Genomic DNA, 25,967 nt, shown 5'->3' with positions numbered 1-25,967 from the left:
AGGAGCGAAAAAAATGAAATGTCAAAAGAAAATAACTTAATACCTTTAAATGAAAGAACAAAGGAAGAACAAAGAGAAATTGCAAGAAAAGGCGGTATTGCATCGGGAAAGGCTAGAAGAAAAAAGAAGCTTTTAAGACAGATATTAGATGAAATCGGAGAAAGCAGGTTAAATACCAATGAAGCAAAAGACATTGCAAAGGCTCTTTCAATAAATAAAAGAGATGTTACCTATGATGTTGCCATAATGTTTAAGGGCGTAAGTGAAGCACTTGGTGGAAATATTAAGGCAATGGAATTTATAAGAGATACAAGAGGACAAAATAATAAAAACGACAACGGAGTAAATATAGATATAACAATTCCCGTATTTAAAGGAGAGGATGACCTTGAATAAAAGGGATGTTTATCTTCCCGATATTATCGGCAAAGGGTACGGTGAGTTCTTTAGATTTAAGGGAAGATACCTTGTGGTAAAAGGTTCGAGGGCAAGTAAGAAATCAAAGACAAGTGCCATAAAGATAATATACAACATGATGAAGTATAAGGGAGCAAATACCCTTGTTGTAAGAAAGACATACAGAACCTTGAAAGATTCATGCTTTATGGAGCTTAAATGGGCTGTAAAAAGGCTTGGAGTTGAGTATCTATGGGAGGAAAAATTATCTCCCCTTGAGATGACTTATAAACCAACGGGTCAGAAGATTTATTTTAGGGGGCTTGATGATCCACTGAAAGTTACTTCCATAACCGTAGAAAAAGGTGCTTTGTGTTTTGGTTGGCTTGAAGAAGCATATGAAGTAACAAAGGAAGAGGATTTTAACATACTGGATGAATCTATAAGAGGAAAACTGCCAAAGGGACTATTTAAACAATGGATAATAACCTTTAACCCCTGGAATGAGCACCACTGGTTAAAAAAGAGGTTTTTTGATATTAAAGATGATGATGATATTTTACCTCTTACAACTACTTATAAATGTAATGAATGGCTGGACAGTAGCGATATAAAACTCTTTGAAGACATGAAAAAGAACAACCCAAGAAGATACCAAGTGGCAGGGCTTGGAAACTGGGGGATTATTGACGGACTAATTTATGAAAACTTTGAAGAAAAAGCTTTTGAACTTAAAGACATAATAAACTTTGATACCATAAGCGGACTGGATTTTGGTTATACAAACGACCCCACCGCTTTTTTTATTGGCTTTATTGATAAAAAGGACAAGAGAATATTCATATGGGATGAATTATATAAAAAAGGGCTTTCAAACAAGATGATATATGAAAGGATAAGAGATATGGGGTATAAAAAAGAAAAGATAACAGCTGACAGTGCAGAGCCTAAAAGCATTGACGAGCTTAGAAACTACGGTCTTAAAGTAAGAGCTTCTTTAAAAGGAAAAGACAGCATAATGCACGGCATACAGTTTTTACAAAATTACAAAATAATAATTCATCCAAGATGTGTAAACTTTCTAATGGAAATATCAAACTACACCTGGGATAAGGATAAGTTTGGAAATAAAATAAACAGACCCGTTGATGATTTCAATCATTTAATGGATGCTCTTCGCTATGCGGTGGAAAAATATCATAAAAAGGTAACATATAAAGAAATAAAAGGAGGGATTTAATGAGTAAGATTCAAAATTATGTTAAGTTCATGGAGCCTAAAGGAACGGCTGTAACAATAGATTTAATCAGTGAATATATAAATAAACATCAAGAACTTGCTAAAAGCAGATATGAAATATTAAAAAATGCATACCTAAACGATTATAAAATATATAATATGAAAAAAAAGGAGCCCTGGAAGCCTGATAACAGAATATCCGTAAACTTTGCAAAATATATTACAGATACAATGAACGGCTTTTTTATGGGTATTCCGGTAAAGACTATATCTAGTGATGAAAAGGTTAATGAATACATCAAAACCCTTGAAAGTTACAATAATCAAGAGGACCAAAACAGCGAACTGAGTAAAATATGCGATATATACGGACACGGTTATGAAATATATTATATTGATGACTTTGGTAAAATGGCAATATCATTCTTCTCTCCCTTAGAGGGATTTATGATATACGATGATGATATAAACTCTTCAGCCATATGCTTTGTAAGGTACTATAAAGACAGCGATGAGAACATAGTCGGAGATGTTTATACCAATAATCATAAAATAAGCTTTACCAGTGAAGGAGGATACAGATTTTTAGATGAAGGCAGTATTCATGGATTTTCAACCATACCCGTAAACGAGTTTTTGGAAAACGAAGAAAGACAGGGAATATTTGAAAATGTTCTTCCTATGATTGATGCGTATAATAAAGCATTATCGGAAAAGGCAAACGATGTTGATTATTTCGCAGATGCATATATAAAGGTTTTGGGGGCTGAGCTTGACGAAAAGAGCATAAAACATATAAGAAGCAACAGGGTTATAAACTTTGAAGGTGACAGCTCTGATTTAACAGTGGAATTTATGCAAAAACCAAGCGGAGACACTACACAGGAAAATCTCATTAATAGGTTAGAAAGATTAATTTACCAAATATCAATGGTGGCAAACATAAGCGACGAGAATTTTGGAACAAGCTCCGGGATTGCTCTTAAATATAAACTTCTTGCCATGAGCAACCTTGCAAAGACAAAAGAGAGAAAGTTTATTGCCGGAATGAACAGAAGATATAATATTATATTTTCAAATGTGAGTGTTACGGGACTTCCAAAGGATGCAGAACTTACTCTTTCTTATGAATTTCATTTTAATTATCCCGCAAACCTTGAAAGCGAAGCAACAATAGCAGGTCAGCTTAGTGGAATAACATCAAAGGAAACACAGTTAAAAGTATTAAGCATTGTGGATAATGTGGATGATGAAATAAAGAAAATGGAAGAAGAAAACGACAGTATTTCTTATAATACCGATTATCCCACAAACAGAACCTTAGAGGAAACAGATGAATTACTGGCAGAATAGATATGAAAATCTAAAAAAGAATATGGAAAAGGATGAAGACAAACTTAAAAAGAAGTTGTCTTTTTTTTATGACAAAGAAAGGGTAAGTTTGGAAAAGGAAATAGCTTCCTTTTATCAAAGATACGGAGAAAATAACATAATAGAATACAGAAACCTTCTTCAAAGTCTATCTATGGAAGAAAAGGATATGCTAATAAAAAGGGCTGATGAATTTATAGAGAAATATCCAAAGTATAAAAATATCCTGCCCGTTAGAGAAAACATATATAAACTAAACAGGTTGGAGGGACTAGAGTATTCCATTCTTTTAAAGCAGTATGAAATAGGAGCTATTGAACAAGAAGAAATAGAAAAGCATTTAAAAAAGTATACATTAAATGGTGCAAACATAACATACGAAACCTTGGGGTTTGGAAAGAACTTTCTTTCAATAAACAGCAACGTAATAAGTAAAATCCTTAATAATTCTTATGCGGGAGAAGAAAACTTTTCCGATAGGATTTGGAGCAACAAAAAGAAACTTGCGGATTATTTAAATAAAGATTTCGCTCAGGCAGTAGCAAGAGGCGACAGTTATGATAAATGCGTTAAGGCCTTAAAGGAAAGATTTTCAAAGGTAACGAGAAATGACTGTTACAGGCTGATATTTACGGAAGGCACATATGTTTTAAACGAAAGCACCATAACACCCTTTGAAGAAGATTTTGAAAGTTATGAGATTTCTACTGTGGGAGACGGTAGAGTATGTAGCATATGCAAAGGTATAAAAGGAAAAGTATTTGACATAGCGGAAAGAACTCCCGGAATAAATTTTCCGCCCTTTCACCCTTGGTGCAGGTGCAGTTTTGAAGTAGTTGTTGATAATTGGGATAAGTGGCTTGATGATTATGAAAGTAAACATAGCAAAAGCGGGGATATAATTAAAAACAGGCTTGATAACTATGATAATATTTCAAATAGAGATTATAAAGAAGTTTCTTTTGATGAGTTTAAAAATATGCATCATTCTATAAGTAAAGAAGAACGTAAAATTTTGTACGGACGTAGTCATTTTTCAGGTTATATTAATTCAAGTAATGCCAAAGATATAAATGATATAATCAGAAAGGGTAAGACTTTAGGATACGATTTTCAAAAAATTTCAGATACTTTATCTTCAGTTATACGAAAAAATAAAATAAATAGTGATATAATTGTTTATAGACATATAAAAGAAGATGGGTTCGAAAGCATAACAGGGATTAAATTCCCTAAAATGTCTTTGCTTAAAAATAAGAAAGAAACATGGGAAGAACTTCAACAGGTGGTTTCAGATGTTGAGATTGGTAGAATTTACCAAGAAAAGGCTTTTATGAGTACTTCAGCTGTTAAAGATAAAAATGTAATGCAGAAAAAAAGAATCCATATGAAAATAAAAGTTCCAAAGGAACGATATGGATATATTACAACAAATAAAAAAGAATCTGAAATAATTTTTGATAGACCTCAAATAAAAATTGAAAATGTAATATTAAATGATGATTGGTCAATTACAATAAAAGGAGTTATGATTGGATGAAAAAAGAGAGAAAAAAAGAATTAGATAATCTTTGGAATAAAACAAGAATATGGCTTCTTATGGAAGACTGTTCTCTCGAAAAAGAAAAAGAATTGTTTTCCGGTATAGAAGAATATAAAGGAACAGGCTTAGAAATACCTGTGAATGCAGAAAGCTATGAAATGGAAAAAGTCGCTGAGATTTTAGGTAAAGCACTAAATTCAAAAGATGAATGCTATGAGTATTTAGAGAGTTTTAACGAAAAATTTATGGATGCTATTTATAAGACGTCATTTGACAGTATGATATTTAAATATTTTAATTAAAAAATTAAAAAGGAACTAAACATGATAATAAACAAGGAACTTTTAGATAAATATAAAGAACTTTTTAAAGAAGATTTTCCTACTTTTCCTTTTAGAAGCATGGGGATAGAAAAAATAGAAGAAATTTTAAAGCATTGTATAAAGGAAGAAAAAGATGTGTATATTCTTGGATATTTATCTAATGAAGAAGATGTATATTACTAAAAAGGAGCAAAATGAAAGAAGATTTAAATATTATTATTTTAACCACAAATTGGTGCCCGCACTGCAGGAAAATGGAAAGGGTGCTTGATAATTTAGGAGTAAAATATAAAAACTATGACATATATAAAAACAGTGAAATAACAAATAAATATCCTTTGTTAAAACTGCCGACTACCTACTTTTTAAAAGGGGAAGAGGTAGTTTTTTTAATTAAGGGAACAAAGGAAGAAAAGGAGGTAAAAAGTCTTATTGATAAGTATTTTGTTTGATGATGAAAGCTTAGAGATAAAAGCAAAGGGACACGCTAATTATTCCATTAAAGGATATGATATTGTGTGTGCGGGAGTATCCAGTTTAATAGAAAATTATAAACTTTATGAAAAGAACAAAGATGTATATGATTTTTTGAAGTTTTCTTTATGTAACTTAGAAGAGAGTTATCCAAATAATGTAGAAATTATTAGGTAGCTCTTTTTTATTGTCCAAGCATTTAAGACATAAAAAGGTATGGAAAGTCCAAGCATTTATGACTTAAAAAGATATGGGGTCCAAGCATTTAAGACTAAAAAAAGAATATGGAAAGGAGAAAATAATGTATTTTATTAATTTACAAAGATTTTCAGGAGAGGGCGAAAATTTAGAGCAAAACCAAAATGAAAGCACAAAAGAAGAAAAAAACGAGGAGGTAAAAGAAAGTAAGGCAAAATATACCGACGAAGATTTAGACAGGATTATAAACAAGAAATTTGAAAAATGGCAGAGGGGAAAGGACAAGGAGATTGACGAAGCAAAGAAACTTGCACAGATGAACGAAAGAGAAAAAGCCGAATATGAAAGGGATGAACTTAAAAAAGAACTTGAAGAATATAAAAACAAGGAAAAGTTATCTCAAATGAAAAAAACAACAAGAGAAATCCTTGAACAAAAGAGTATAAATATATCTGATAATCTTCTTAGTATGTTTGTTTCAACCGATGCCGAAGGAACAAAAAAAGCCGTGGAAGATTTTTCAAAAATGTTTACTTCTACGGTTGAAGAAGAAGTGACAAAAAGACTAAAAGGGAATACTCCAAAAGCAGGAAGTGTTCCCGGAATAACTAAAGAGGACATTTTTAAGATTAAAGACAGAAATTTAAGACAGAAAAAAATTAGAGAAAATATAAATTTATTTGAAAAGGAGAGATAAAAATATGAATAAAATTAATTTACAAAAATATGCAGCAGAAACTAATACGACTTTAACAACTGATTTAGAACCTGCTATTTCTATTGATTTTACATCGAGAATAGTATCTAACATTAAGGAATTACAGGAGGTTTTAGGTGTAAGTGAGCTTGTTCCAATGAGTGCGGGAACGGATATTAAAATCTATAAAATGACAAAAACAAATACACCTTCACAGGTTGGAGAAGGGGAAGACATCCCTCTTACTAAAATCGAAAGAAAGCTTGCAAATACAATTTCTTTAACACTTAACAAATATAGAAAAAATACTACTGCGGAAGCCATTCAAAAGGTCGGCAGAGATATGGCCATAAACAAAACAGATGAAAAAATGATATTTGAAATTCAAAAGGATATTAAAAAGTCCTTTTACGATACTTTAAAAACAGGAAGCGGAAGTGCAAGCGGTACAAATTTACAAACAGCCCTTGCAGCTTTATGGGCAAAACTTCAAGAATACTATGAAGATATGGATATTGACCCTATTTATTTTGTAAACCCGACAGATGTTTCAGATTATTTGGGGACTTCTCAAATTACTATGCAAAACGCATTCGGCTTTACTTATATTGAGAACTTCTTAGGACTTGGTACTGCCATGATTACACCTAAAGCAGAAAAATTAAAACCTATCGCAACAGCAAAACAAAACTTAAACGGTGCGTATGTTCCAATGTCGGGAGATCTTGGACAGACTTTCAATTTAACATCAGACGAAACGGGGCTTGTTGGTATGACACATCAAAACGTATTAAAAAATGCGTCAGTTGATACTCTGTTACTTTCAAGTGTTAAGTTCTACCCTGAATTTGTTGACGGAGTATTTAAGGCAACTATTACTCCTGTAAGTGAAGCAAGTGAAGCAAGTGAATAATAGATAGTTATGGACGATATTTTAAATAGAGTAAAGCTAAGGATTAATAATGTTTCCCTTAGTGATGAAGTAATAAGTGAATATGTTAAGACTGTTTACGACAGGCTTTGTTTAAGATTAAAAGAGGATATTCTGCCTGATATTTTTTATTCTGTCTGCGTTGATGCAGTGGTTAAAATGTATAACCGTATTTACTATGAGGGAATAAGTTCTGAAAGCGGGGGAAATATTTCCACTTCTTTTGTTGAAGATATATTAAACGAATATAACTCAGAGATAGAAAGTTATTTGAATCAAAAGAAGAATAACAACGAAGACGGAACGAGAAAGGTTGTAAGATTTTTATGAAATGGGAAGAAATAGAAGTCTTGGAGAAAGTAAAAAATGGGGAAGATAAGCTTTTAAATCCTACCTATGAACTTAATATAAAAGGTAAAACAAAAGGAAGATTATCAAACTGGACATTGGAAGAGACTAATACCTATGGATATGATTACACTAAAAAGACTTTAAAAGCCTTAATAATTCCAAGCATAAACATAAATTTAGATAATTTAATAAGATTTGAAAATAAGGAACATGAAATCTTGTATATCATAAATTCTTCCCCTCGCTTTAATATTCTTCATTTAAAAAGGTTGAAAGATGATACATATTAAATTTGAAGGAATAGAAGAGCTTGAAAGAGAGCTTAAAAGGTTAAATGAAGTTAGGTTTGAAGGAATTGTAACAAAGAATCTTACCCAGATGTTTAACAGGGCAAAAAGCCTTACTCCCGTAAAAAGCAGTCAATTAAAACAGTCTATATCAAAAGGTAAGGAAGAAATAGGATATACAAAGGATTATGCGCTTCAGTAAATGTGACGCATGTAAAATCGGGCAAAAACGGTGGACACTAAACTTATAAAGTGATAAACACATGTAGAATATGGACATGTAAATTTATGTATGCTATAATAAAAAAAAGGTGATATTATGGCAAAATTTAAAGATTTAACAGGATGTAAATTTACAAAATTGACAGTGGTTAAATTAGCGAGAAAAGAAAAAAAAGGTAATCGATATCGCTATTATTGGCAATGTAGATGTGAATGTGGCAATTTAAAAGAAGTAAGAACGGACTGTCTGACGCAGGGGATGGTGCAGTCTTGTGGATGTTTGAAAAAAGAACAAGATAAAATTAATCTTGTTAAAAATCATAAACATAAATTAAGTCATACAAAACTTTGGGATACATATTATAGTATGAAGTCAAGATGTTATAATCAAAATGATAAAAGATATAATGATTATGGAGGCAGGGGGATAAAAATATGTAATGAGTGGCTTCAAAGTTTTGATAATTTCGTTCAATGGGCTGTTTTAAACGGATTTAAAAAAGAATTGCAAATTGATAGAATAGACAATAATTTAGATTATTCTCCTGAAAATTGCAGGTGGGTTAGTGCAAAGGAAAATTGTCGTAACAGAAGAAGTAATATTCTTATAGAATATAATAATAAATGGATTACTTTAGTTGAATTTGCAGAAATATTAAATATTCCATATAAAACAGCTTATAATCTATATAGAAAAAAATGTATAAAGAGAGAAGATTTATAAGCATGTCAACACCGTGGTAAATCAGTAGATTGCGAAAGGCTATTGATCACCGTAGAGCGTACCGAATGAATAAATATAATTTCGGCAAGAGTGCCCGAAACAATGGAAGAATCTTATACAGATTCTTTTTTTGTTATGATGTACGCCGAACCGAGAATGAATTGACATTCTGTAATGCGAGGAAACTCCCGGAAATAAAGGATAAAAAGCCTTTATGATAACACAAGCACATGTTGAATACGGACACAGGGTAGTAATACACGGCAAACAGGTTGGATATGTACAAGGTCAGTATTTCTTAAAAAAGAACGTAGATATTCAAAGGGATATTTATAAAAAGGATTTGATAAAAGGTTTAGGAAAATAAAATGTTAAAACAATTAAACTATACGGATTTAATATCTGCTATTCAAAAGAGAATAGAAGAAAATACAGGGATAAGGTGTTACGATATGGTCCCCATAAATGCACCGAGTCCCTTTTATTATGTTGAAATAACAGGAAAAAGAAAAAGCGACACAAAGACTATGTTTTGTGAAACTTATAATGTGATGATTCATGCACTTAGTAAGGCTTCATCTTCAAGTGTTGGTATATTTGATTTAATAAACAAGCTTGAAGAGGCAATGACGGAGGATATAGTCTTACCTGAAGGGTTTAACCTTATTATGCAGACACAAATTTCAATGAATAACTTAATAACAGAAGAAACAAAAGAAAAACACGCAATATTTCAGTATGATTTTAAAATTTCATACGGTTTTAAGTGTAAATAATAGGAGGTAGTATGAAAAAAATAAATTTACAAAAATATGCTTTAGAGTTTGACGGTGGAGAATATTGTGATTTCTCCGCTGCAGCATCAAGAGCGATTGCAGGTAAAGACATTTTACTTGCAATTTTTAATTTGGACGGTTCAAAGTTACTGGCAATAAGCGGACAACAAAGTTTAACAATAAACAGGACAAAAGACAGCATAGAAATAACTTCAAAGGATACAGTGGGAGGCTGGAAGTCAAAGATTGCAGGAATGAAAGAATGGAGTATTGATAATGACGGGATTTATATTGCCGATGATGAAAGTCATAAAATCTTATCAAAAGCTTTTGAAGACGATACACCCCTTTGTATTAAAATTGTTAATTTAAAAACACAAAAAGGTTTATTCGGCGGGCTTGCAACCCTTACGGATTATTCACTGGAAGCCCCATACGATGATTCAATGACCTATTCTACTTCACTGGATGGTATGGGAGCTTTGGTTGATTTAAGCGAAAATCCACCTGTTCCCGATACCATGCCAAGCGGTGAAAATTCTCTTGAAGGTTTAACTGTTGTATCCGTTGCGGGAACAAGCGGTAAAACAAAAATATACGTTAATCCTATAAAAGAGGGAAGCAATGCTTATAAATATCAAACAGGCGAAAGCGTTACTTTACCAAAGTATGATGATGACGTATCAACGCTTACTGACTGGAACGGGGAAGATGAGATTACAGCAGTAAATGGAAATAAGATATTAATTGTAGAATGTGAAAATAATAAAGCAAGAAAGGTTGGAACTGCCACCGTAACGGCAGGGGAATAATTATATGTTAGAGATAAACGGAAAAATTTACGAACTTAAATACACTGTTGGAAGAATAAGAATAATAGAGGATACTCTTGGAATTTCTTTAATGGAAACAATGGTTAATTCAAAGGGAATGCTCAGTATTTCAAAACTTTGTAACTTTATCGCTTTTGGACTTAAAGAAAAGGGTAAAGACGGATATGTTGATTTTAACGAAGGCATAAAAATTGCCGATGAACTTTTAGAGGAAAAGGGATATGCCAATATTACTACAACAGTAATTGAAGCAATTCAAAGAGACTGTCCTTTTTTCTTCCAAGCCGATTAGTCGATTTTGAATATCTTTTAAATGATGGAGAAGATAAAGAGTATGAAAAAGAAGCAAAGCCTTATCAAAGAGATATAGACTTTGCTTTTTTTGCTGTCAATTTAGGTTATTCAAAGGAAGAATACGAAAGCCTTACATATAAAGAAATCGCCTTTATAAAAAAAGAATGGGAAAACAAAGTCATTACCGATAACTTCCTATTATATAAGGCTGTGCTTACTGCTTTTTACAATGTAAACAGACCAAAAGGGAAAAGTCCGTTAAAACTTTGGAAGAAGAAACCTAAAAAAGTAAAAAAAGAAGAATATCAAAACAATATAAAAATTATAGAAGATATGGAAAAAAGAGAAGGAAAAAGCTGGGTTTACAAGATATATAAGGCTAACGGTTTTGATAAAAGAATGAAAAAGAAAGGAGGATAATATGGCTGATTATACACTTAGTGCAAAAATTACGGCAGATAGTAGTAATTTCCAAAAAGCAATATCAAAAGTTCAAGCATCTTCTGAAGCATTTGAAAAGAAAATTCCATCATCTTTAAAAAATGTAAATCAACAATTTGGAAAAAGCTTATCTCAAATTGCTGAAGAAAGTGGAAAGACAGTTAATGAGTTAAGAAGTGATGTAATGAAATCTGCAGCAGAATATCAAAAAGCGGGTATGACTAAATCAGAAGCAATGAAGAAAGCTTATGCTGATATTGGATATTCTTCAAAACAATCTTCAAATCAGCAAGTGGAAGATCTTAATAAAGTTTCTGCAAAATTAGATTATATATCAAAGAAGTTTTCAAGTGTAGGTTCCGGACTTGAAAAAGTAGGAGATAAGCTTACAAACTCTATTACTAAACCGGCAATGATAGCAACAAGTGCTTTATCCGGTATTACCCTTGTAAAAGGATTTGACAGGCTTGTCGGCATTGATAATGCTAAGGCAAAGTTAAAAGGGTTAGGTCATGATGCTAAAACAGTTGAAGAGATTATGAACTCTGCTACCATATCGGTAAAAGGAACTGCATTTGGACTTGATGAAGCTGCAACTACTGCGGCAAATGCTGTGGCAGCAGGTATAAAACCAGGTAAAGAACTTACCAAATATTTAAGTATGACTGCAGATGCGGCTGCTATTGCAGGTGTTTCTATGTCTGAAATGGGTTCTATTTTAAACAAAGTACAGACAGGACAGACAGTTTATACTGAAGATTTAGAACAGCTTGCAGACAGAGGACTGCCTGTATATCAATGGCTTGCAGATGAGGCAGGAATTGCTGCGTCAGAAGTAAAACAGCTTGCGAGCGAAGGTGGAATATCTTCTGAAATGTTATATTCTGCTATTGAAAAAAATATAGGCGGAGCAGCAAAGATAATGGGAGAGGCTTCTTTTTCTGCTTCTCTTGCAAATATAGGAGCATCTCTTTCCAGAATAGGTGCAAACTTTTTAGATGCAGGCGGCAAAGGCGGAGGTTTTTTCTCTCAGTTAAAACCACTAATGAGTGAGTTTACTTCTTATCTTTCTACATTGGAAGTTAAGGCAAGTGAACTTGGTGTAAAATTTGGAGAAAGCTTTTCAAATGTAGTAAATAAAGTAAAGGGTATAATAACATGGTTTAACTCTTTAACTCCTGTAATGCAGGCTGTTGTAGGAAAAACTGCAGCTTTTGGGACTGTTTTTATAGTATCTATTGGTCCTATTCTATCAATATTAGGGAAAGTATTTTCTTTTATTGGTTCTGCTACTGGTGCATTTGGAGCTTTAAGTGCAAAAATAGCTGCCGTGGGTGGTCTTAAGGCGGCACTTGCGGGAGTATTCACCGCCATAACGGGACCTGTGGCAATAGCTATTGCAGCAATAACTGCAATTATCGGTGTTATTACATATTTAATGAAAACAAACGAAAGTTTTAGAAATAGTGTTATGAGTGTTATAAATTCCGTTATGACTTCCGTTCAGTCTGTTTTATCTGCTTTAATGCCGATACTTTCAAATATTGCAAATACTGTTGGTTCTGTCATAGGCTCGACTCTTCAAAAACTTGCCCCTGTTATATCAAATATAATTAGCATGATTGGAGGGTTTATTACAAGTGCGGCACCTGTTATCATAAAATTTTTAAATACCATTGTTCCTAAAATTCAAACGATTATAAGTGCCATAGCAAAAGTCGCTATGACTGTGACAAGTGCACTTATGCCTATTATTCAAACAATAATAAGTATTATAGGTTCAACTGTTATTCCTATTATTTTAAAAATTTTAACGATTGCTACATCGGTTATAGGGGGAATAATAAGTGTTGTAACGCCTATAATTTCCTTTATTGCAACGGTTATAACAAACATAATAACGGTTGTTTCATCTGTTATATCGGCTGTAAGCACTATATTTAATACGGTTAAAAGCATTATTACAACAGTATGGAACGGTATAAAAACGGTAATAGGCGGAGCTATTAATCTTATTATAAGCGTAATTAAAAAAGTTATATCTCCTGTTACAAGCACGTTTAATAAAGTAAAAACAATTATTACAAATGTGTTTAATAAAATAAAAACTTCATGGAAAGGGTTAACAGGAGTTGTAAGCGGGGTGTTTAATTCAATTTCAGGAGCAGTATCCAGAGTTGTTGGAAAAATAAAAGGAGTTATAAACTCTGTTATAGGAAAGGTAAATACTGCCATAGGAGTTATTAATGATATAGGAAGTATTGTAGGAATAAGCATAAGTACTATCCCTTATTTAAAGAGAGGAACTGATAACTGGCAAGGCGGTTTTGCTTATATGAATGAAGCAGGAAGAGGAGAGCTTACTTATCTTCCAAACGGTTCACAGGTAATCCCTCACGACTTAAGCGTTAAATATGCCAAAGAATCCGCAAGGCTTAATAACAATACTTCTTCTTTTGATGTTTATGCTTTAGGGGAATATATAGTAAGTGCAGTATCAAATCAAGGAAGTCAGATTGCAAACTCTCTTGAAAGAGGGGTTGGCAACATAAGAATGGTGACAGATAACAGAGAAGTGGCAAGAATGGTTTCTAATCTTGGATTTAGGAGGGGATAGGATGAATTTTTATTATGTAAATTCCAATAATGAAAAGATAGATTTTACCGATTATCCTTATGTTTTTCAGGAGGGGGACCTGCTTGATTATTCCTGGAGTTATGAAACACAGGAAAATACCGATTCAAATAAGATAACTTCTTTTAAAAAAGGTATAACGCAAAAAAGCATAAAAATTGCCGTTATTCCTCCCTTTGATATGACAAAAGAAGAAAGAGAAGAAAAAATAAAAGAATACTTTAACCATATATTTGAAGTGTTTGAGTATGACATTATAAATGACAGTGACGGTAAGTTATACACTGATACGGGATATTATCTGCCCTGCAGAATATATGAATCGGTAAAGTCCGACTGGAACATGGGGCTACCTTTTATGTTTAATGACTTTAAGGTGGTAAGTGCAAATCCATACTGGATAAAAGAACAGCAAAGAGATTTTACAGGGGGAGGAACTTCAAGTGTTAATGGACTAAACTATCCTTATAATTATCCATACAATTACACTCCTGTAAAAAGAGGTATAAGTTATTGGCAGACAGATAACTTTTCATATAGTGATTTCGAGCTTATTATATACGGGCCTTGTGTCAATCCGAGAATACTAATAAATAATTATCCTTATGAAGTATTTGATACCCTTGAAAATTATGAATATTTAATAATAAAAAGCGTAAATGAAGAAAAAAGCGTAATAAAATACAGAAACAACGGAACAACACTTAATATCTTTGATTTAAGGGGAAAAGAAAACAGTGTATTTAACAAAATACCTCCCGGAAGACTTACTTTTAACTGGAGGGGAGATTTTAAGTTTACTCTAAAATTATATGAAAAAAGGAGCGAGCCGAAGTGGTAATAATAGCAGACAGTAATGGAAGGGAAATAAAATATCTTAAGTATTCAAAATTTGATTTTGACCTTGGGGATACGATGGATTTTACTATTACTATTTCTCCCATAGATTATGATGAAAGTATTAGGTACGGTAATATTATTTTTATTCCAAACAGTGAATATGCGGGAATAATCGGAGGTATTGAAACAAATACAAGTGATAACACCGTTATAATAAAGGGTTATTGTCTTAGGGGAATATTAAATAAAAAAATTATAGTTCCACCAAAAAATCAAGCATATAAACAGGTAAGCGGGGAGATTAATTCCATAATAAAATCACTTATTGATGAAGAGGGCATAGGCTCTTTTTTTAGTGTCTCTGAAGTTGATACGGGAATAAACATAAGTAATTTTAAGTTTGACCGATACTGTACTTTACTTAAGGGAATTGAAAAGATGCTAAAAAGTGTAAATTATAAATTAAGCATTAAATACATTCAAGGGCAAAAGGGAGAAAGGGGGTATGCTCTTCTTTCTTCTACTCCCATTATAGATTATTCTGGCACTTTTGAACTTTCACAGGATAATTTGCTGGACTTTATATTTAAAGAAAATAACAACGGAGTAAACCACCTTGTATGTTTAGGTAAGGGAGAACTTACTGACAGGGTGGTAATAGATTTATATGTAGGGGAAAACGGAGAAATAACCGAAAATAAATACTATAAAGGTCTTGAAGAGATAGCAGAAGTTTATGAAGATACAAACTCGGAAAGCGACGAATTAAAGGAAAGAGGAATTGAAAAACTTAATGAAATAAAAAACACAAAGACTTTTAGTATGGATATAAATACTTTAAATATAGATATTGAAATTGGGGATATAATCGGCGGAAGAGACTATATAACGGGAAACAGTTTAAAAAGCCCGGTAGTAAACAAGATATATACAGTGGATAACGGGCAGGAAAGCATAGAATATAAAATTGAAGGAGATGATTAAATGGAATTAATAACAGGCTACCAAGAAGAAGATCATGTGACATCCATGCAGGATGCAATGTGGCACCGTGGGATTTGGAAAGATGACTGCATTATTTCTGTGGGAGAGAATTTAAAAGCAGAGGTTATAAGTAACAATGAAATAAGAGTAAGAAGTGGAATATTAAACATGCAGGGCAAGTTTTGCTCTATTGATATGAACACCTACGACAGCCTAACAATAAACAACGGAACCGCAGGAGAAAATAGAATAGATTTAATTGTTGCAAGGTATGAAAAAAATAGCGAAACACAGGTTGAAAATGTAAGCTTAAAGGTAATACAAGGTACCCCTTCAACAACTACCCCAGCTGTTCCAAGTTATACAGAAGGTAATATTGATAACGGAGATTTGGTTGCGGAACTACCCGTATTTCAAGTTAATTTAAACGGTATTAATATCGAAAGTGTGGATACTCTTTTAAATGTTGAGTCTGCTTTTACGGAAGCTATTCAAGTTAAAAGAGTAAAGCTGTTTGACGGAGCGGTTAAAACAGGTTCTTTAACTTTAAATGATAATGTTCAAAATTACAGGACACTTTGCTTTTTAATTAGTTCAGGTCAGACGGGTATTCCGTTTGGATATGGCTCATACGTGACCATTGACCCGTCATTGTTGAGTGATTACGGAGGACAGTCTCCTTTATGTACTGATGCCGTAGCCCATACTCAATGGAATACAAATGCCATAGTTCTATACTCGGGGAGAATGATATTTGACCCGTCACAGCCAAACAAAATTACAATCGATAATCCGTTTCATAACGTTATAATCAGAGCGGGGCAGTCTATTGGAGGAGCCACTGAATATTATATCAGAAATGTATGGGGGGTAAAATAATGAAAATAAGTTTAGATGAAAATAAATATATTGTTGCTTTTGCAACTGTCGGAGACGTTGAAAACAGTATTGAAACTGATTTAAGTGTTGAAGATTTTAATGATTTACCATGTTTTGTTTACAAATACGAAAACGGAATATTGACACTTGATGAAGAAAAGAAAAAGGAATGGGAGGATGAACAAAATGAGCCTGAGCCAGAACCTGAACCAACAGGGGACTATGTAACTTATGATGAGCTGGCAAATGCTATAAAAGAGGGGGTAAACAGTTATGGAATCTAAAGAATATGTACTAAGTAAAATGAGAGAGGTAGGATTAAATTCAGCAACCTTGTTTCAAGAAAAAGCCCCAGAGTTAGACGGAACGGCGATAATCGACAGGGAAGATGATATTCCAGATTTTAACCCTAATTTACATCAGTATTTAAACTGGACAAAGGGGCAGGTAGTAAAAGATAACGGACAAGTATGGCAGTTATTACAACCTTATGACAGTACAGTTTACAAAGACCACCCCGAAAATTTAAGGGCACAGTGGAGCTTATGCCACACAAAAGACCCATTAAAAGCAAAGCCTTATGTTACACCTCTTGGAACAAGCGGTATGTACATGAAAGATGAGTGCTGTACAGAAAACGGAAAGGTGTATCGTTCAAAGATAGATAATAACGTATGGACACCGACAGCGTATCCGACAGGTTGGGAAGAAGTAACACTTTAAGGGATTCTCCCTTAACAACCCTTATTTAAGGGGTGTTACCCCTTAAGAACCCCACCATATTTTTGCCAAAGCCCAAAAATATGGGAAAAAGGCTTTCACTCAAACGCCGTGAAGGCTTATAACGCATTCCGAAGCTTTCTAAAAATATTACCCATATTTTTAGAGCTGGAATGCTACCACCGCCCTAAATTATTATTGGAGAGGGTAGTATTTAACCATATTTTCATTCATTTGGGCTTGGGGTAGCTTTTCTGCCAGCAAAACTCGTGTAGAGTTTTACGCAGGTATCGAAAAGCGTTGTAAGGCACTTCGCCGAGAAGTGTCCTTTTTACCTCTTTTTTTGGACAAGCAAAAAAAGAGAGGTTTTTGGTTTAAAAATAAAAAACCTTAGAAAGGCTTACATAAAGCCTTTTTTTAGTGATTTTAATAAAAATTTGAAGGAGTGATTTTATGAGATGACAGAGGGACAAATTACAATAATCATTGCACTTGTTGGTTTGATTTTAACGGTGATTATCAACATAACAAAGTTTGCTGGAGCTGTAAGCAAGATAGAATCTTCTCTGAATCATCTAAATGATGTATTAAAAGAATTGAAAGAGGAATTTAAAGAAAACAGAGAAGAGCTTGCAATGAAGAGAAAAAGACTTTGGGAATATAACGAAAAACAAGATAAGATACTTGATGAACATGAATTAAGAATAATAAAACTTGAAAATAAGGAGGGACATTAGTGTTAAGCATAAAAAATTATCAATCTAATTTAAAATACTATTATGGATTTTATACCGGAAGTGTTGACGGAAAAGTCGGAAGCAAGACAAAATCAGCTGTGAAGAGTTATCAAAAGTTTAAAGGATTGACACAAGACGGAATTTATGGAAGTAAGACAGATTCAGCCTTAATAAAAGACATTAAAAATTTACAAACTTTACTTAATAAACAAGGAAATAAACTTAGTGTTGACGGAATAATTGGAACGGCTACAATTTCAGCTATTAAGTCATTTCAAAGGAAGAAAGGTTTATCTCAGGACGGTATTGCAGGAAGTAATACTATTAAGGCTTTGAAGAATACATCTTCTTCAAGTTCTTCATCTTCAAAAGTGAATTGGGATAAGGTTAAGTATTTCAAAAAATCAGAGTTTAAATGTCAGTGCAGAGGAAAATATTGTAATGGTTACCCCGCAGAGATGAGTTCAAAGCTTATTGATATTTTAGAAAAATTAAGGGCATATTTTGGCAAGCCAATAACAATTACATCAGGGCTTAGATGTAAAAAACATAATGCAGAAGTCGGATGTGTTAGCAATTCACAACACCAATATGGTAAAGCAGCAGATATTTATATTGCCGGAGTTGATAAGGCTAAAATTAAGGCAAAAGCTTATGAATACGGAGCTAAATATTGTTATTATGGCACTGCTGGAATGGGTGAAGCCGTTCATATAAATGTATAATTTAGGGAGGTAACAGAATGAAAAATATTGATTTAAAAAATGTTTCAAGCGGTACTATTACAAGGACGCTTTTTTTATTTGTAAGTTTGATAAATGGAGCTTGTGGTATATTTGGACTTACTGAGTTAAATATTGATGAAAACACAATTTACACAGTTGTAACTGGAGTAACTACAATTGTTTCGGCTGTTCTTGCATTTTGGAAAAACAACTCTTTTACAAAAGAAGCTATTGAGGCTGATAAGTATAGAGAGAATCTTTTAACAGATGAAAAAATTAAATAATAACAAAAGGGGCTTAAAGCCCCTTATTTTTTGTTTATATTTGACCGCACTTTTGACCGCACTTTTTTATATTTGACCGCATATTTTTAATATTTGTACAAATATTATTATTCTGTAAAACCCTTTATTTATGCGTGTTTACGTGGTTTTTGTATTTCTACAAATTTAAAAAACTGGTGCGAGTGATGGGACTTGAACCCATACGTCCTTGGGACACACGGCCCTCAACCGTGCCTGTCTGCCTATTCCAGCACACTCGCATTATTCTTATACATTATATACAAATCTTTTTTTCTTTTCAAGTTAAATATTATGAATAATTTTTACTTTGATTAATATACTTAAGTGAGATAAATATAAGAGGTGTTATTATGTATAGTAAATATAGCAGAAATTCAAAAACAAATAAAAAAAGAAAAAATTATTATAATTATAATCAAAGTCGATATAACAGCAAAAAGAATACAAAAGTAAAAAAAGACAGGTTTTTAAATATAATGATATTTTTAGTTATTATTGCTATTTCTTATGTTTCAATGGACATGTTTGATGTAAAATTACCGTCTTCTTTAACTTCAAAGATTTCAGAAGTCTTTAACAGTGAATTTTTGTCTTTTGGTGAAACGAAAGATAAAGTTGTTTCTTTTGTAAATAATACGGCAAGTGTTTTTAATGGAGAAAAGAGCAGTGTTAATAGCTCATCAAATACTTTAAAATTGGAAATGCCTGTAAATGGAGAAGTTATAACAACTTTTGAGGATACAACTCACCCTGTTTTTAATACAACAGTAAAGCCAAGGGGAATTGAAATTCAAACAAGTAAGAGCGAGGAGGTTTTTGCAAGTATAGGGGGAGTAGTTTCTAATATTGTATCTAGTTCTTACGGTGGCAGCAGGGTTGTATTTGATGTTGGAAATGATACTACGGTCGTATATGATGGTGTAAAAAGTACCTTTGTAAAAGTAGGCGATAATGTAAAAACCGGAGATTTGATAGGCTCTATGGGTAGTGAAGAAAGTGGTGACATATTAGGTTTTGAAGTGTGGGTTGATAATACTGCTGTTGATCCTATTTCTTATATGGATATAGATGATAATAAGGAAAACGAAAAATAATTTTTGAAAAAGGAGTATTATGTTTGATAAGTTTAAGCCTTTTTTGAGTAAATTTACACTAACTTCTCTTAGTTTATTTGCTCTTTTAATTATTTATTCTCAAAGTGGATTTGTAAATTTTTTGATTTTTTTGTTTACTATTTTAATTCATGAGGCATCGCATCTTATTTGTGCAAAGGTATTTGATGTTAAGATAAATAACATAAAATTTTTACCTTTTGGTGCAAAAATTTCATATAGTTGTGATGCCTTACGTGCAGATAAAGCACTTTGTCTTTATTTATCCGGTCCGATGTCAAATTTTATTTTTGCAGGTATAATTGTCTTTTCATCTTATTATTTGTATATACCTTCTTATGATTTTTTTATTTTCTATAATATTCTTATAGGTTCTATAAATTTAATTCCTACAATACCTTTGGATGCTTCAAAGTGTCTTTTTACGCTTTTGAATTTAAAATTAAATAAGCTAGATTCATTTAAATATATAAAGCTGATAAGTATAATAATCGATATGGGTATTTTAATGCTTGGAATTTATGTATTACTTCTTGGAAGTAAGAATGTTTTGCTGATTTTTTTATCTGTTTTTCTTTTGAATAATATAAAGAGTGAAAAAGAAAAAAATTATTTTTCATATATAAACGAAAATAAGAATAAAATATTAAATAATGGTTATTTAAAATAATTATCAATACTAAAAAATAAAACATATGTGCTATAATATAAAGTAGTTTGTTATATTAGGAGTAATAATGAATATAAGGAAACAAAAAGAACAAGAAGAATTAAAAAGATTAAATAAATATGCTTTTAAAGTTGTAAATACAAAAGGAAGAAAAAAAGAAATAACACCATGTGAGATAAGGACAGATTTTGAAAGAGATAGAGACAGAATAATTCATTCAAAATCTTTTAGAAGGTTAAAGCATAAAACTCAGGTGTTTATTTCACCTGAAACAGATCATAACAGAACAAGGCTAACTCATACTCTTGAGGTATCTCAAATATCAAGAAGTATTGCAAGAGCTCTTTGTTTAAATGAAGATTTAACTGAAGCAATTGCACTTGGTCATGATTTGGGACATACTCCTTTTGGTCATAGCGGGGAACAGATTTTAAATGAGATTTGCCCCTTTGAATTTAAACATAATTTACAAAGTGTAAGAGTAGTTGAAGAAATTGAATCAGATGGGAAAGGACTTAATCTTACTTACGAAGTTATTGACGGAATAAAGAATCATTGTCATGGTTTTAAGCCTAGTACATTAGAAGGTGAAATAGTTTTCTTTTCCGATAAAATTGCATATATCAATCATGATATTGATGATGCAATCCGTTTTGGTGTCTTAAAACCTTCAGATATTCCAAAAGAATATACTGATATTTTGGGAGAAACAAACTCCAAAAGAATAAACACAATGATTTTGGATATTATTAAGAACAGCTATGATAAAAATAAAATAAAAATGAGCGATGAGATATTTGAAGCAACTATGGGACTTAGAAGTTTCTTATTTAAAAATGTATATCATTCTAAAAGAGCTATGGAAGAGGGCGATAAAGGTAAAACCATAGTAAAAAGACTTTATGAGTATTTTATGAAGCATCCTGATAAAATGTTAGAAGAATTTTATGTAAGAGTTAATTGTGATAATTTAGACAGAGTTGTTTGCGATTATGTAGCTTGTATGTCTGATATATATGCAATTAATATGTATAAAGAGTTATTTATTCCAAATGCTTATTGGGGAATGTAAGGAGTTTTATGAAAGGATATTTTAAAAAAGATTTTATTAGAAGATTAGTTGATGATGCAGATATTGTAGGTATAATAAATCAGTACGTTCCTCTTACCAGAAGCGGAAACAGATATAAGGCAAGGTGTCCATTCCATACGGAAAAGACTCCTTCTTTTATAGTTACTCCGGATATGAATAGATATCACTGCTTTGGGTGTGGTGCAAACGGAGATGTACTGGATTTCTTGATGGAAATTAATAAGCTGGATTTCTCTTCTGCAGTTGAAATGTTAGCCGATTTGGAAGGTGTAAATGTTCAATATGAAGAAAACGGCAATTATACAAGAAGCAGTGAAAATTCCATAAGCTATAATCAAAAACAGGAACTTTACAATTGTATAAAAGATACTGCAAATTATTTTTATAAAAATTTAATTCATAATAAAGTTACATTAAATTATTTATTAAATAGAGGGCTTAGTAAAGAGACCATAAAAAAATTTGGACTTGGATATTCTTTGAATAGTTTTGACGGGTTATATAATTATTTGGTAAAAGAAAAAAAATATTCTGTTAATGTTCTAATAAAAGCTGGGCTTGTAAGAACTAAAGAAGATGGGGGAGTTTATGATTATTTTAGAGATAGAATAATGTTTCCTATTCAAGATGTAAATGGAAAACTTATAGCTTTTGGGGGAAGAATATATAAAGATGTAAAAAATGCTCCCAAATACTTAAATTCACCTGAAACCATTGTATTTAAGAAGAACTCCACATTATATAATTTAAATAATGCAAGAAAAGAACTTCCTCAAAAACCTCTTATTTTGGTAGAGGGGTATATGGATGTTATTTCTCTTGTAAATAATGGAATAAACAATTCTGTAGCCACACTTGGAACAGCGTTTAATATAAATCATGCAAAGTTAATAAATAGATATACAAAAAATGTTGTTGTTATGTACGATTCTGATACGGCAGGATTAAATGCAACAATTAAAGCTTGTGAAATACTTGAAAGTGCAAATATTTATCCTAAGGTTGTAAGACTCCCTGAGGGTGATGATCCTGATAGTTATATTCTAAATAATAGCATAGAGAAGTTTAATAATTTGGTGGAAAATGGAATTGACAGTATTGAATTTAGAATAAAATTATTAGAAAAAAATCATAACTTACTTGATAATTGGGAAAAGGTTGATTTTATTAAAAAAGCATGCGTTATTATAGGTAAAGTTGATGATAATGTAAGAAAAGAATTCTATATAAAATATTTACATCACAAGACAGGGGCCGAAATTTCAACTATTGAAAGTGAAGTAAATACAAATAGTTATATAACACCTAATCATTTAATTGGAAAAAATAAAAATGAAACTGCAAACAAAAAAAACCAAATAATGAAAAAGATTATAAATGCACAAGAAATTATTTTAAGATATATGGTAGAAAATGCTTTAGATATTGATAAAATAAAAGATATTAATATTGATGAAAATGTATTTGTGGGAGATGATTATAAAAAAATATATGAAAAAATTGTTTTTTGTATAAATAATGCAAAAAAGGTTGACTTTATAGAGTTGTTTGATTATAATGATAAATTGGCTACAACCATGTCAAGAATCGTGTCTTTAGATCAAAATATAACTTGGGATGATGTAATAAAAGCGAGACAAACACTCATAATAAATAATATTAACAGAAAAATTATGAATGTTAAAAATGCAATTAAAGATATTCAGGATTCTGAAGATAAAGAAATGTTAGATGTTTTGATAGCCGAATTTTATAAATTAAAATCTGATCTTTTAAAAGCAAAAAATGGAGGTACTCTAATATAATGAGTCAAGAAAATACAAGTAATGTTACTATTGAAGTAGTGGGTAAAAATTCAAAAAAGAAGACATCTAAAAAAGACGCAGTTAGAAAAGAGGTTAAAAAGTTAAAATCTATTGATGATATAAAAGAATGGGCAAAAAAAGAAAGTGTAGTAAATCAAAGTGAAATGAATCAACATTTTACAGATTTAAATCTAAGCAGTGATGAAATAGACCAAATTTTAGAATTTTTCTTTAAAGAAGGAATTGTTCTTCAAGATGATGATATTGATAAAGATGTTGATGAGCTTTTGGATGATGATTTAAAAGATGATGATATAGATATAAAAAAGACAGATATAAAAGGATATGAGCCTTCTGTACATATAAATGACCCTGTTAGAATGTATCTAAAAGAAATCGGTAAAGTTGATTTATTGCATGCCGAAGAAGAAATGGAACTTGCAAAAAGAATAGAAAATGGCGATGTTGAAGCAAGAAAAAAATTGTGTGAAGCCAATTTAAGACTTGTTGTAAGTATTGCAAAAAGATATGTTAACAGAGGTATGTCTTTCCTTGATTTAATTCAAGAAGGTAATTTGGGGCTTTTAAAAGCTGTTGAAAAATTTGATTACACAAAAGGATTTAAGTTTTCTACATATGCTACATGGTGGATTAGACAAGCTATAACAAGAGCTATTGCAGACCAAGCAAGAACAATTAGAATACCTGTTCATATGGTTGAAACTATAAATAAATTAAAAAGAGTTCAAAGAATGCTTATTCAAGATTTGGGAAGAGATCCAAATGCTGCAGAAATAGCTAAAGAAATGGGACTACCGGAAGAAAAAGTCAGAGATATTATGAAGATATCACAAGATCCGGTATCTTTAGAAACACCTATAGGTGAAGAAGAAGATTCTCATTTAGGTGATTTTATTCCTGATGATGATGCAGTTGCTCCTGAAGAAGCTGCAAGTTATATGCTTCTTAGATCTCAACTTTTTGAAGTATTAAAAACTTTAACAGATAGAGAAGCAAAAGTTCTTATTTTAAGATTTGGTTTAGAAGATGGAAGACCAAGAACTCTTGAAGAAGTAGGGGATATATTCTGCGTAACAAGAGAAAGAATAAGACAAATTGAAGCAAAAGCTCTTAGAAAATTAAGACACCCAACCAGAAGTAAAAAATTAAGAGATTTCTTATAGAAAAAAGCCATTTTAAATGGCTTTTTTTATTTTGATTTACTACATTTGATTTAATAATTAAAAAATATTATATGTATAGTGGTATAATGATATAAATTGGAGGTGTGTAGTATGTTGTTTGATAGTTATTTGCTAAAAGGTAACCTAATAAAAAATAGAGTTGTTATGCCACCTATGGTTACTTTTTCTTTGGTTAGGGAAGATGGTTTTATAGATGAAAAACATATAAGTTATTATGAAAAAAGAGCAAAGAAAGAAGTAGGCACAATCATTGTTGAAGCAAGCGGCGTTGATGGGAGTCAAAAAGCTTGGAATCAAATAGGTGTTTGGGATGATAAGTTTATAGATGATCTTTCTAAACTTGCAGCAGCCTTAAATTCTAATGGAGCTTTCAGTGTTATACAGCTTCATAATGCAGGACTAAAAGCAAAGTTAAGTGAATGTCCTTATGGTCCCAGTGTAATTGATGGTTTTGGAAGAGAAATGACAAAAGAAGATATTGAAAAATCAATTGATGATTTTAAAAATGCTGCTTTAAGAGCAAAAAAAGCAGGTTTTAAAGCTGTTGAAATTCATGGAGCTCACGGATACTTACTTTGTGAATTTACTTTAAAAAAATATAATAAACGAAATGATGAATATGGGTTTGATAATATAGAAGATAGATATAGATTTCCTTTAGAAGTTGTAAGAGCCGTAAGAGAAGCTGTAGGAGAGGATTATCCTATTTATTACAGACTTGGAGTTAATATGGATGATATAGAAGATGTAAAAAAGGGTGCTAAAATGCTTGAGATGGCAGGGGTAGACGTTCTTGATATTTCTTCTGCCTTTGATGCATCTTCATCTTTAGAGGATAAAGAACATGAATTTAATGAAGTAGTTACAAGTGCAAAAATAATAAAAGAAAATGTAAACATTCCTGTAATAGCCGTTAATAGAATCTCAACACCTGAAAGAGCGGAAAAACTTTTAGAAGAAGAATATTGTGACTTTACAGCGATAGGAAGAGAGTTATTATCTGATTATCAGTGGGCATATAAAGCTAAAAATAATATTCCTATAAATTATTGTTATCATTGTAAACCTAAATGTAAACTTAACGGTGGCGATAATAAATGTCCAAATTTAATAAAAAACAATGAAACACTATATTAAAAAAAGACGCTTATGCGTCT

34 protein-coding genes and 1 tRNA gene are annotated in these 25,967 nt (G+C 31.7%); 34 read left to right on the top strand and 1 reads right to left on the bottom strand.

Annotated elements, in window-relative coordinates:
- Positions 1–18 precede the first annotated feature (18 nt).
- The 28 genes from FGQ49_RS02565 to FGQ49_RS02435 all read left to right on the top strand — a co-directional run bounded on the left by FGQ49_RS02565 (position 19) and on the right by FGQ49_RS02435 (position 18,904).
- Positions 19–396: a KGG domain-containing protein gene (locus tag FGQ49_RS02565; protein ID WP_138268347.1), complete on the top strand. Its 378-nt coding sequence runs from the start codon at positions 19–21 to the stop codon at positions 394–396.
- Positions 383–1,636, top strand: a complete 1,254-nt coding sequence (locus FGQ49_RS02560) for a PBSX family phage terminase large subunit (RefSeq protein WP_138268346.1) — start codon at positions 383–385, stop codon at positions 1,634–1,636. The genes FGQ49_RS02565 and FGQ49_RS02560 overlap by 14 nt, the downstream gene beginning before the upstream one ends.
- Positions 1,636–2,988 (top strand): phage portal protein, encoded by a 1,353-nt coding sequence (locus tag FGQ49_RS02555; RefSeq protein WP_243112208.1) that lies wholly within the window; start codon positions 1,636–1,638, stop codon positions 2,986–2,988. The genes FGQ49_RS02560 and FGQ49_RS02555 overlap by 1 nt, the downstream gene beginning before the upstream one ends.
- Positions 2,969–4,546: a minor capsid protein gene (locus FGQ49_RS02550; protein WP_138268345.1), complete on the top strand. Its 1,578-nt coding sequence runs from the start codon at positions 2,969–2,971 to the stop codon at positions 4,544–4,546. The genes FGQ49_RS02555 and FGQ49_RS02550 overlap by 20 nt, the downstream gene beginning before the upstream one ends.
- Positions 4,543–4,851, top strand: coding sequence for a hypothetical protein (locus FGQ49_RS02545; protein ID WP_138268344.1), 309 nt, complete (start codon positions 4,543–4,545; stop codon positions 4,849–4,851). Before FGQ49_RS02550 ends, FGQ49_RS02545 begins: the two co-directional genes overlap by 4 nt.
- A gap of 21 nt (positions 4,852–4,872) precedes the next feature.
- On the top strand, positions 4,873–5,055 hold the full coding sequence (locus FGQ49_RS02540) for a hypothetical protein (RefSeq protein WP_138268343.1): 183 nt from the start codon (positions 4,873–4,875) through the stop codon (positions 5,053–5,055).
- An 11-nt stretch (positions 5,056–5,066) separates the two neighbouring features.
- Entirely contained in the window at positions 5,067–5,324 is a 258-nt protein-coding gene (locus FGQ49_RS02535; protein WP_138268342.1) for a thioredoxin family protein, read from the top strand.
- Positions 5,305–5,523 (top strand): ribosomal-processing cysteine protease Prp, encoded by a 219-nt coding sequence (locus FGQ49_RS02530; RefSeq protein ID WP_138268341.1) that lies wholly within the window; start codon positions 5,305–5,307, stop codon positions 5,521–5,523. The genes FGQ49_RS02535 and FGQ49_RS02530 overlap by 20 nt, the downstream gene beginning before the upstream one ends.
- A 124-nt stretch (positions 5,524–5,647) precedes the next feature.
- Entirely contained in the window at positions 5,648–6,241 is a 594-nt protein-coding gene (locus FGQ49_RS02525; RefSeq protein ID WP_171020563.1) for a DUF4355 domain-containing protein, read from the top strand.
- A 4-nt stretch (positions 6,242–6,245) separates the two neighbouring features.
- Positions 6,246–7,154, top strand: a complete 909-nt coding sequence (locus FGQ49_RS02520; protein ID WP_138268339.1) for a hypothetical protein — start codon at positions 6,246–6,248, stop codon at positions 7,152–7,154.
- A gap of 9 nt (positions 7,155–7,163) precedes the next feature.
- A complete protein-coding gene (locus FGQ49_RS02515; RefSeq protein ID WP_138268338.1) occupies positions 7,164–7,502 on the top strand; it encodes a phage head-tail connector protein in 339 nt (112 codons plus the stop codon).
- Positions 7,499–7,813, top strand: a complete 315-nt coding sequence (locus FGQ49_RS02510) for a hypothetical protein (RefSeq protein WP_138268337.1) — start codon at positions 7,499–7,501, stop codon at positions 7,811–7,813. The genes FGQ49_RS02515 and FGQ49_RS02510 overlap by 4 nt, the downstream gene beginning before the upstream one ends.
- Positions 7,800–8,012 carry a hypothetical protein gene (locus FGQ49_RS02505; RefSeq protein ID WP_138268336.1) on the top strand — a complete coding sequence of 71 codons (213 nt, stop codon included), beginning with the start codon at positions 7,800–7,802 and terminating at the stop codon, positions 8,010–8,012. The genes FGQ49_RS02510 and FGQ49_RS02505 overlap by 14 nt, the downstream gene beginning before the upstream one ends.
- A 117-nt stretch (positions 8,013–8,129) precedes the next feature.
- A complete protein-coding gene (locus FGQ49_RS02500) occupies positions 8,130–8,756 on the top strand; it encodes a hypothetical protein (RefSeq protein ID WP_138268335.1) in 627 nt (208 codons plus the stop codon).
- Between the two features lie 214 nt (positions 8,757–8,970).
- Positions 8,971–9,123, top strand: a complete 153-nt coding sequence (locus FGQ49_RS10280) for a hypothetical protein (RefSeq protein WP_171020562.1) — start codon at positions 8,971–8,973, stop codon at positions 9,121–9,123.
- Position 9,124: 1 nt separating this feature from the next.
- A complete protein-coding gene (locus FGQ49_RS02495; protein ID WP_138268334.1) occupies positions 9,125–9,532 on the top strand; it encodes a DUF5072 family protein in 408 nt (135 codons plus the stop codon).
- Between the two features lie 11 nt (positions 9,533–9,543).
- Positions 9,544–10,344 (top strand): phage major tail protein, TP901-1 family, encoded by an 801-nt coding sequence (locus tag FGQ49_RS02490; protein WP_138268333.1) that lies wholly within the window; start codon positions 9,544–9,546, stop codon positions 10,342–10,344.
- Between the two features lie 4 nt (positions 10,345–10,348).
- On the top strand, positions 10,349–10,657 hold the full coding sequence (locus tag FGQ49_RS02485; RefSeq protein ID WP_138268332.1) for a hypothetical protein: 309 nt from the start codon (positions 10,349–10,351) through the stop codon (positions 10,655–10,657).
- Between the two features lie 212 nt (positions 10,658–10,869).
- Positions 10,870–11,079 (top strand): hypothetical protein, encoded by a 210-nt coding sequence (locus FGQ49_RS10590; RefSeq protein WP_207734404.1) that lies wholly within the window; start codon positions 10,870–10,872, stop codon positions 11,077–11,079.
- A 1-nt stretch (position 11,080) separates the two neighbouring features.
- A complete protein-coding gene (locus tag FGQ49_RS02475; protein WP_138268330.1) occupies positions 11,081–13,717 on the top strand; it encodes a tape measure protein in 2,637 nt (878 codons plus the stop codon).
- Between the two features lies 1 nt (position 13,718).
- On the top strand, positions 13,719–14,576 hold the full coding sequence (locus tag FGQ49_RS02470) for a hypothetical protein (RefSeq protein ID WP_138268329.1): 858 nt from the start codon (positions 13,719–13,721) through the stop codon (positions 14,574–14,576).
- The gene (locus FGQ49_RS02465; RefSeq protein ID WP_243112207.1) at positions 14,570–15,559 is read left to right on the top strand and encodes a siphovirus ReqiPepy6 Gp37-like family protein; all 990 of its coding nucleotides are present in this window, start codon (positions 14,570–14,572) and stop codon (positions 15,557–15,559) included. Before FGQ49_RS02470 ends, FGQ49_RS02465 begins: the two co-directional genes overlap by 7 nt.
- Positions 15,560–16,438: a hypothetical protein gene (locus FGQ49_RS02460; RefSeq protein ID WP_138268328.1), complete on the top strand. Its 879-nt coding sequence runs from the start codon at positions 15,560–15,562 to the stop codon at positions 16,436–16,438.
- Positions 16,438–16,722, top strand: a complete 285-nt coding sequence (locus FGQ49_RS02455; protein WP_171020561.1) for a DUF2977 domain-containing protein — start codon at positions 16,438–16,440, stop codon at positions 16,720–16,722. Before FGQ49_RS02460 ends, FGQ49_RS02455 begins: the two co-directional genes overlap by 1 nt.
- A complete protein-coding gene (locus tag FGQ49_RS02450; RefSeq protein ID WP_138268326.1) occupies positions 16,712–17,161 on the top strand; it encodes a hypothetical protein in 450 nt (149 codons plus the stop codon). Before FGQ49_RS02455 ends, FGQ49_RS02450 begins: the two co-directional genes overlap by 11 nt.
- 455 nt (positions 17,162–17,616) lie before the next feature.
- Positions 17,617–17,895 carry a hypothetical protein gene (locus FGQ49_RS02445; protein ID WP_138268325.1) on the top strand — a complete coding sequence of 93 codons (279 nt, stop codon included), beginning with the start codon at positions 17,617–17,619 and terminating at the stop codon, positions 17,893–17,895.
- On the top strand, positions 17,895–18,620 hold the full coding sequence (locus tag FGQ49_RS02440; protein WP_138268324.1) for a peptidoglycan-binding protein: 726 nt from the start codon (positions 17,895–17,897) through the stop codon (positions 18,618–18,620). The genes FGQ49_RS02445 and FGQ49_RS02440 overlap by 1 nt, the downstream gene beginning before the upstream one ends.
- Positions 18,621–18,637: 17 nt before the next feature.
- Positions 18,638–18,904, top strand: coding sequence for a phage holin (locus FGQ49_RS02435; RefSeq protein WP_138268323.1), 267 nt, complete (start codon positions 18,638–18,640; stop codon positions 18,902–18,904).
- A gap of 174 nt (positions 18,905–19,078) precedes the next feature.
- On the opposite strand, the gene FGQ49_RS02430 is transcribed toward FGQ49_RS02435, so the two are convergent.
- Positions 19,079–19,164, bottom strand: a tRNA-Leu gene (locus tag FGQ49_RS02430).
- 111 nt (positions 19,165–19,275) lie between these two features.
- Between FGQ49_RS02430 and FGQ49_RS02425 the strand changes: the two genes are divergently transcribed.
- From FGQ49_RS02425 to FGQ49_RS02400, 6 genes are all read left to right on the top strand, one after another.
- On the top strand, positions 19,276–20,019 hold the full coding sequence (locus FGQ49_RS02425; protein ID WP_138268322.1) for a murein hydrolase activator EnvC family protein: 744 nt from the start codon (positions 19,276–19,278) through the stop codon (positions 20,017–20,019).
- A 19-nt stretch (positions 20,020–20,038) separates the two neighbouring features.
- The gene (locus FGQ49_RS02420) at positions 20,039–20,707 is read left to right on the top strand and encodes a site-2 protease family protein (protein ID WP_171020560.1); all 669 of its coding nucleotides are present in this window, start codon (positions 20,039–20,041) and stop codon (positions 20,705–20,707) included.
- A 67-nt stretch (positions 20,708–20,774) separates the two neighbouring features.
- Entirely contained in the window at positions 20,775–21,779 is a 1,005-nt protein-coding gene (locus FGQ49_RS02415) for a deoxyguanosinetriphosphate triphosphohydrolase (protein WP_138268320.1), read from the top strand.
- An 8-nt stretch (positions 21,780–21,787) separates the two neighbouring features.
- Complete coding sequence (gene dnaG, locus FGQ49_RS02410; RefSeq protein ID WP_138268319.1) at positions 21,788–23,605, top strand: DNA primase; 1,818 nt, start codon at positions 21,788–21,790, stop codon at positions 23,603–23,605.
- Positions 23,605–24,789, top strand: a complete 1,185-nt coding sequence (gene rpoD, locus FGQ49_RS02405; RefSeq protein WP_138268318.1) for an RNA polymerase sigma factor RpoD — start codon at positions 23,605–23,607, stop codon at positions 24,787–24,789. The genes dnaG and rpoD overlap by 1 nt, the downstream gene beginning before the upstream one ends.
- 111 nt (positions 24,790–24,900) lie before the next feature.
- Complete coding sequence (locus FGQ49_RS02400) at positions 24,901–25,947, top strand: NADH:flavin oxidoreductase (RefSeq protein WP_138268317.1); 1,047 nt, start codon at positions 24,901–24,903, stop codon at positions 25,945–25,947.
- Positions 25,948–25,967 lie beyond the last annotated feature (20 nt).

This window comes from Anaerofustis stercorihominis, from assembly GCF_005844425.1.
In the GTDB taxonomy this organism is placed as follows: domain Bacteria; phylum Bacillota; class Clostridia; order Eubacteriales; family Anaerofustaceae; genus Anaerofustis; species Anaerofustis butyriciformans.
Note: the sequence above shows the minus strand (reverse complement) of the source record. Positions and strands in the feature narration are given on the sequence as shown.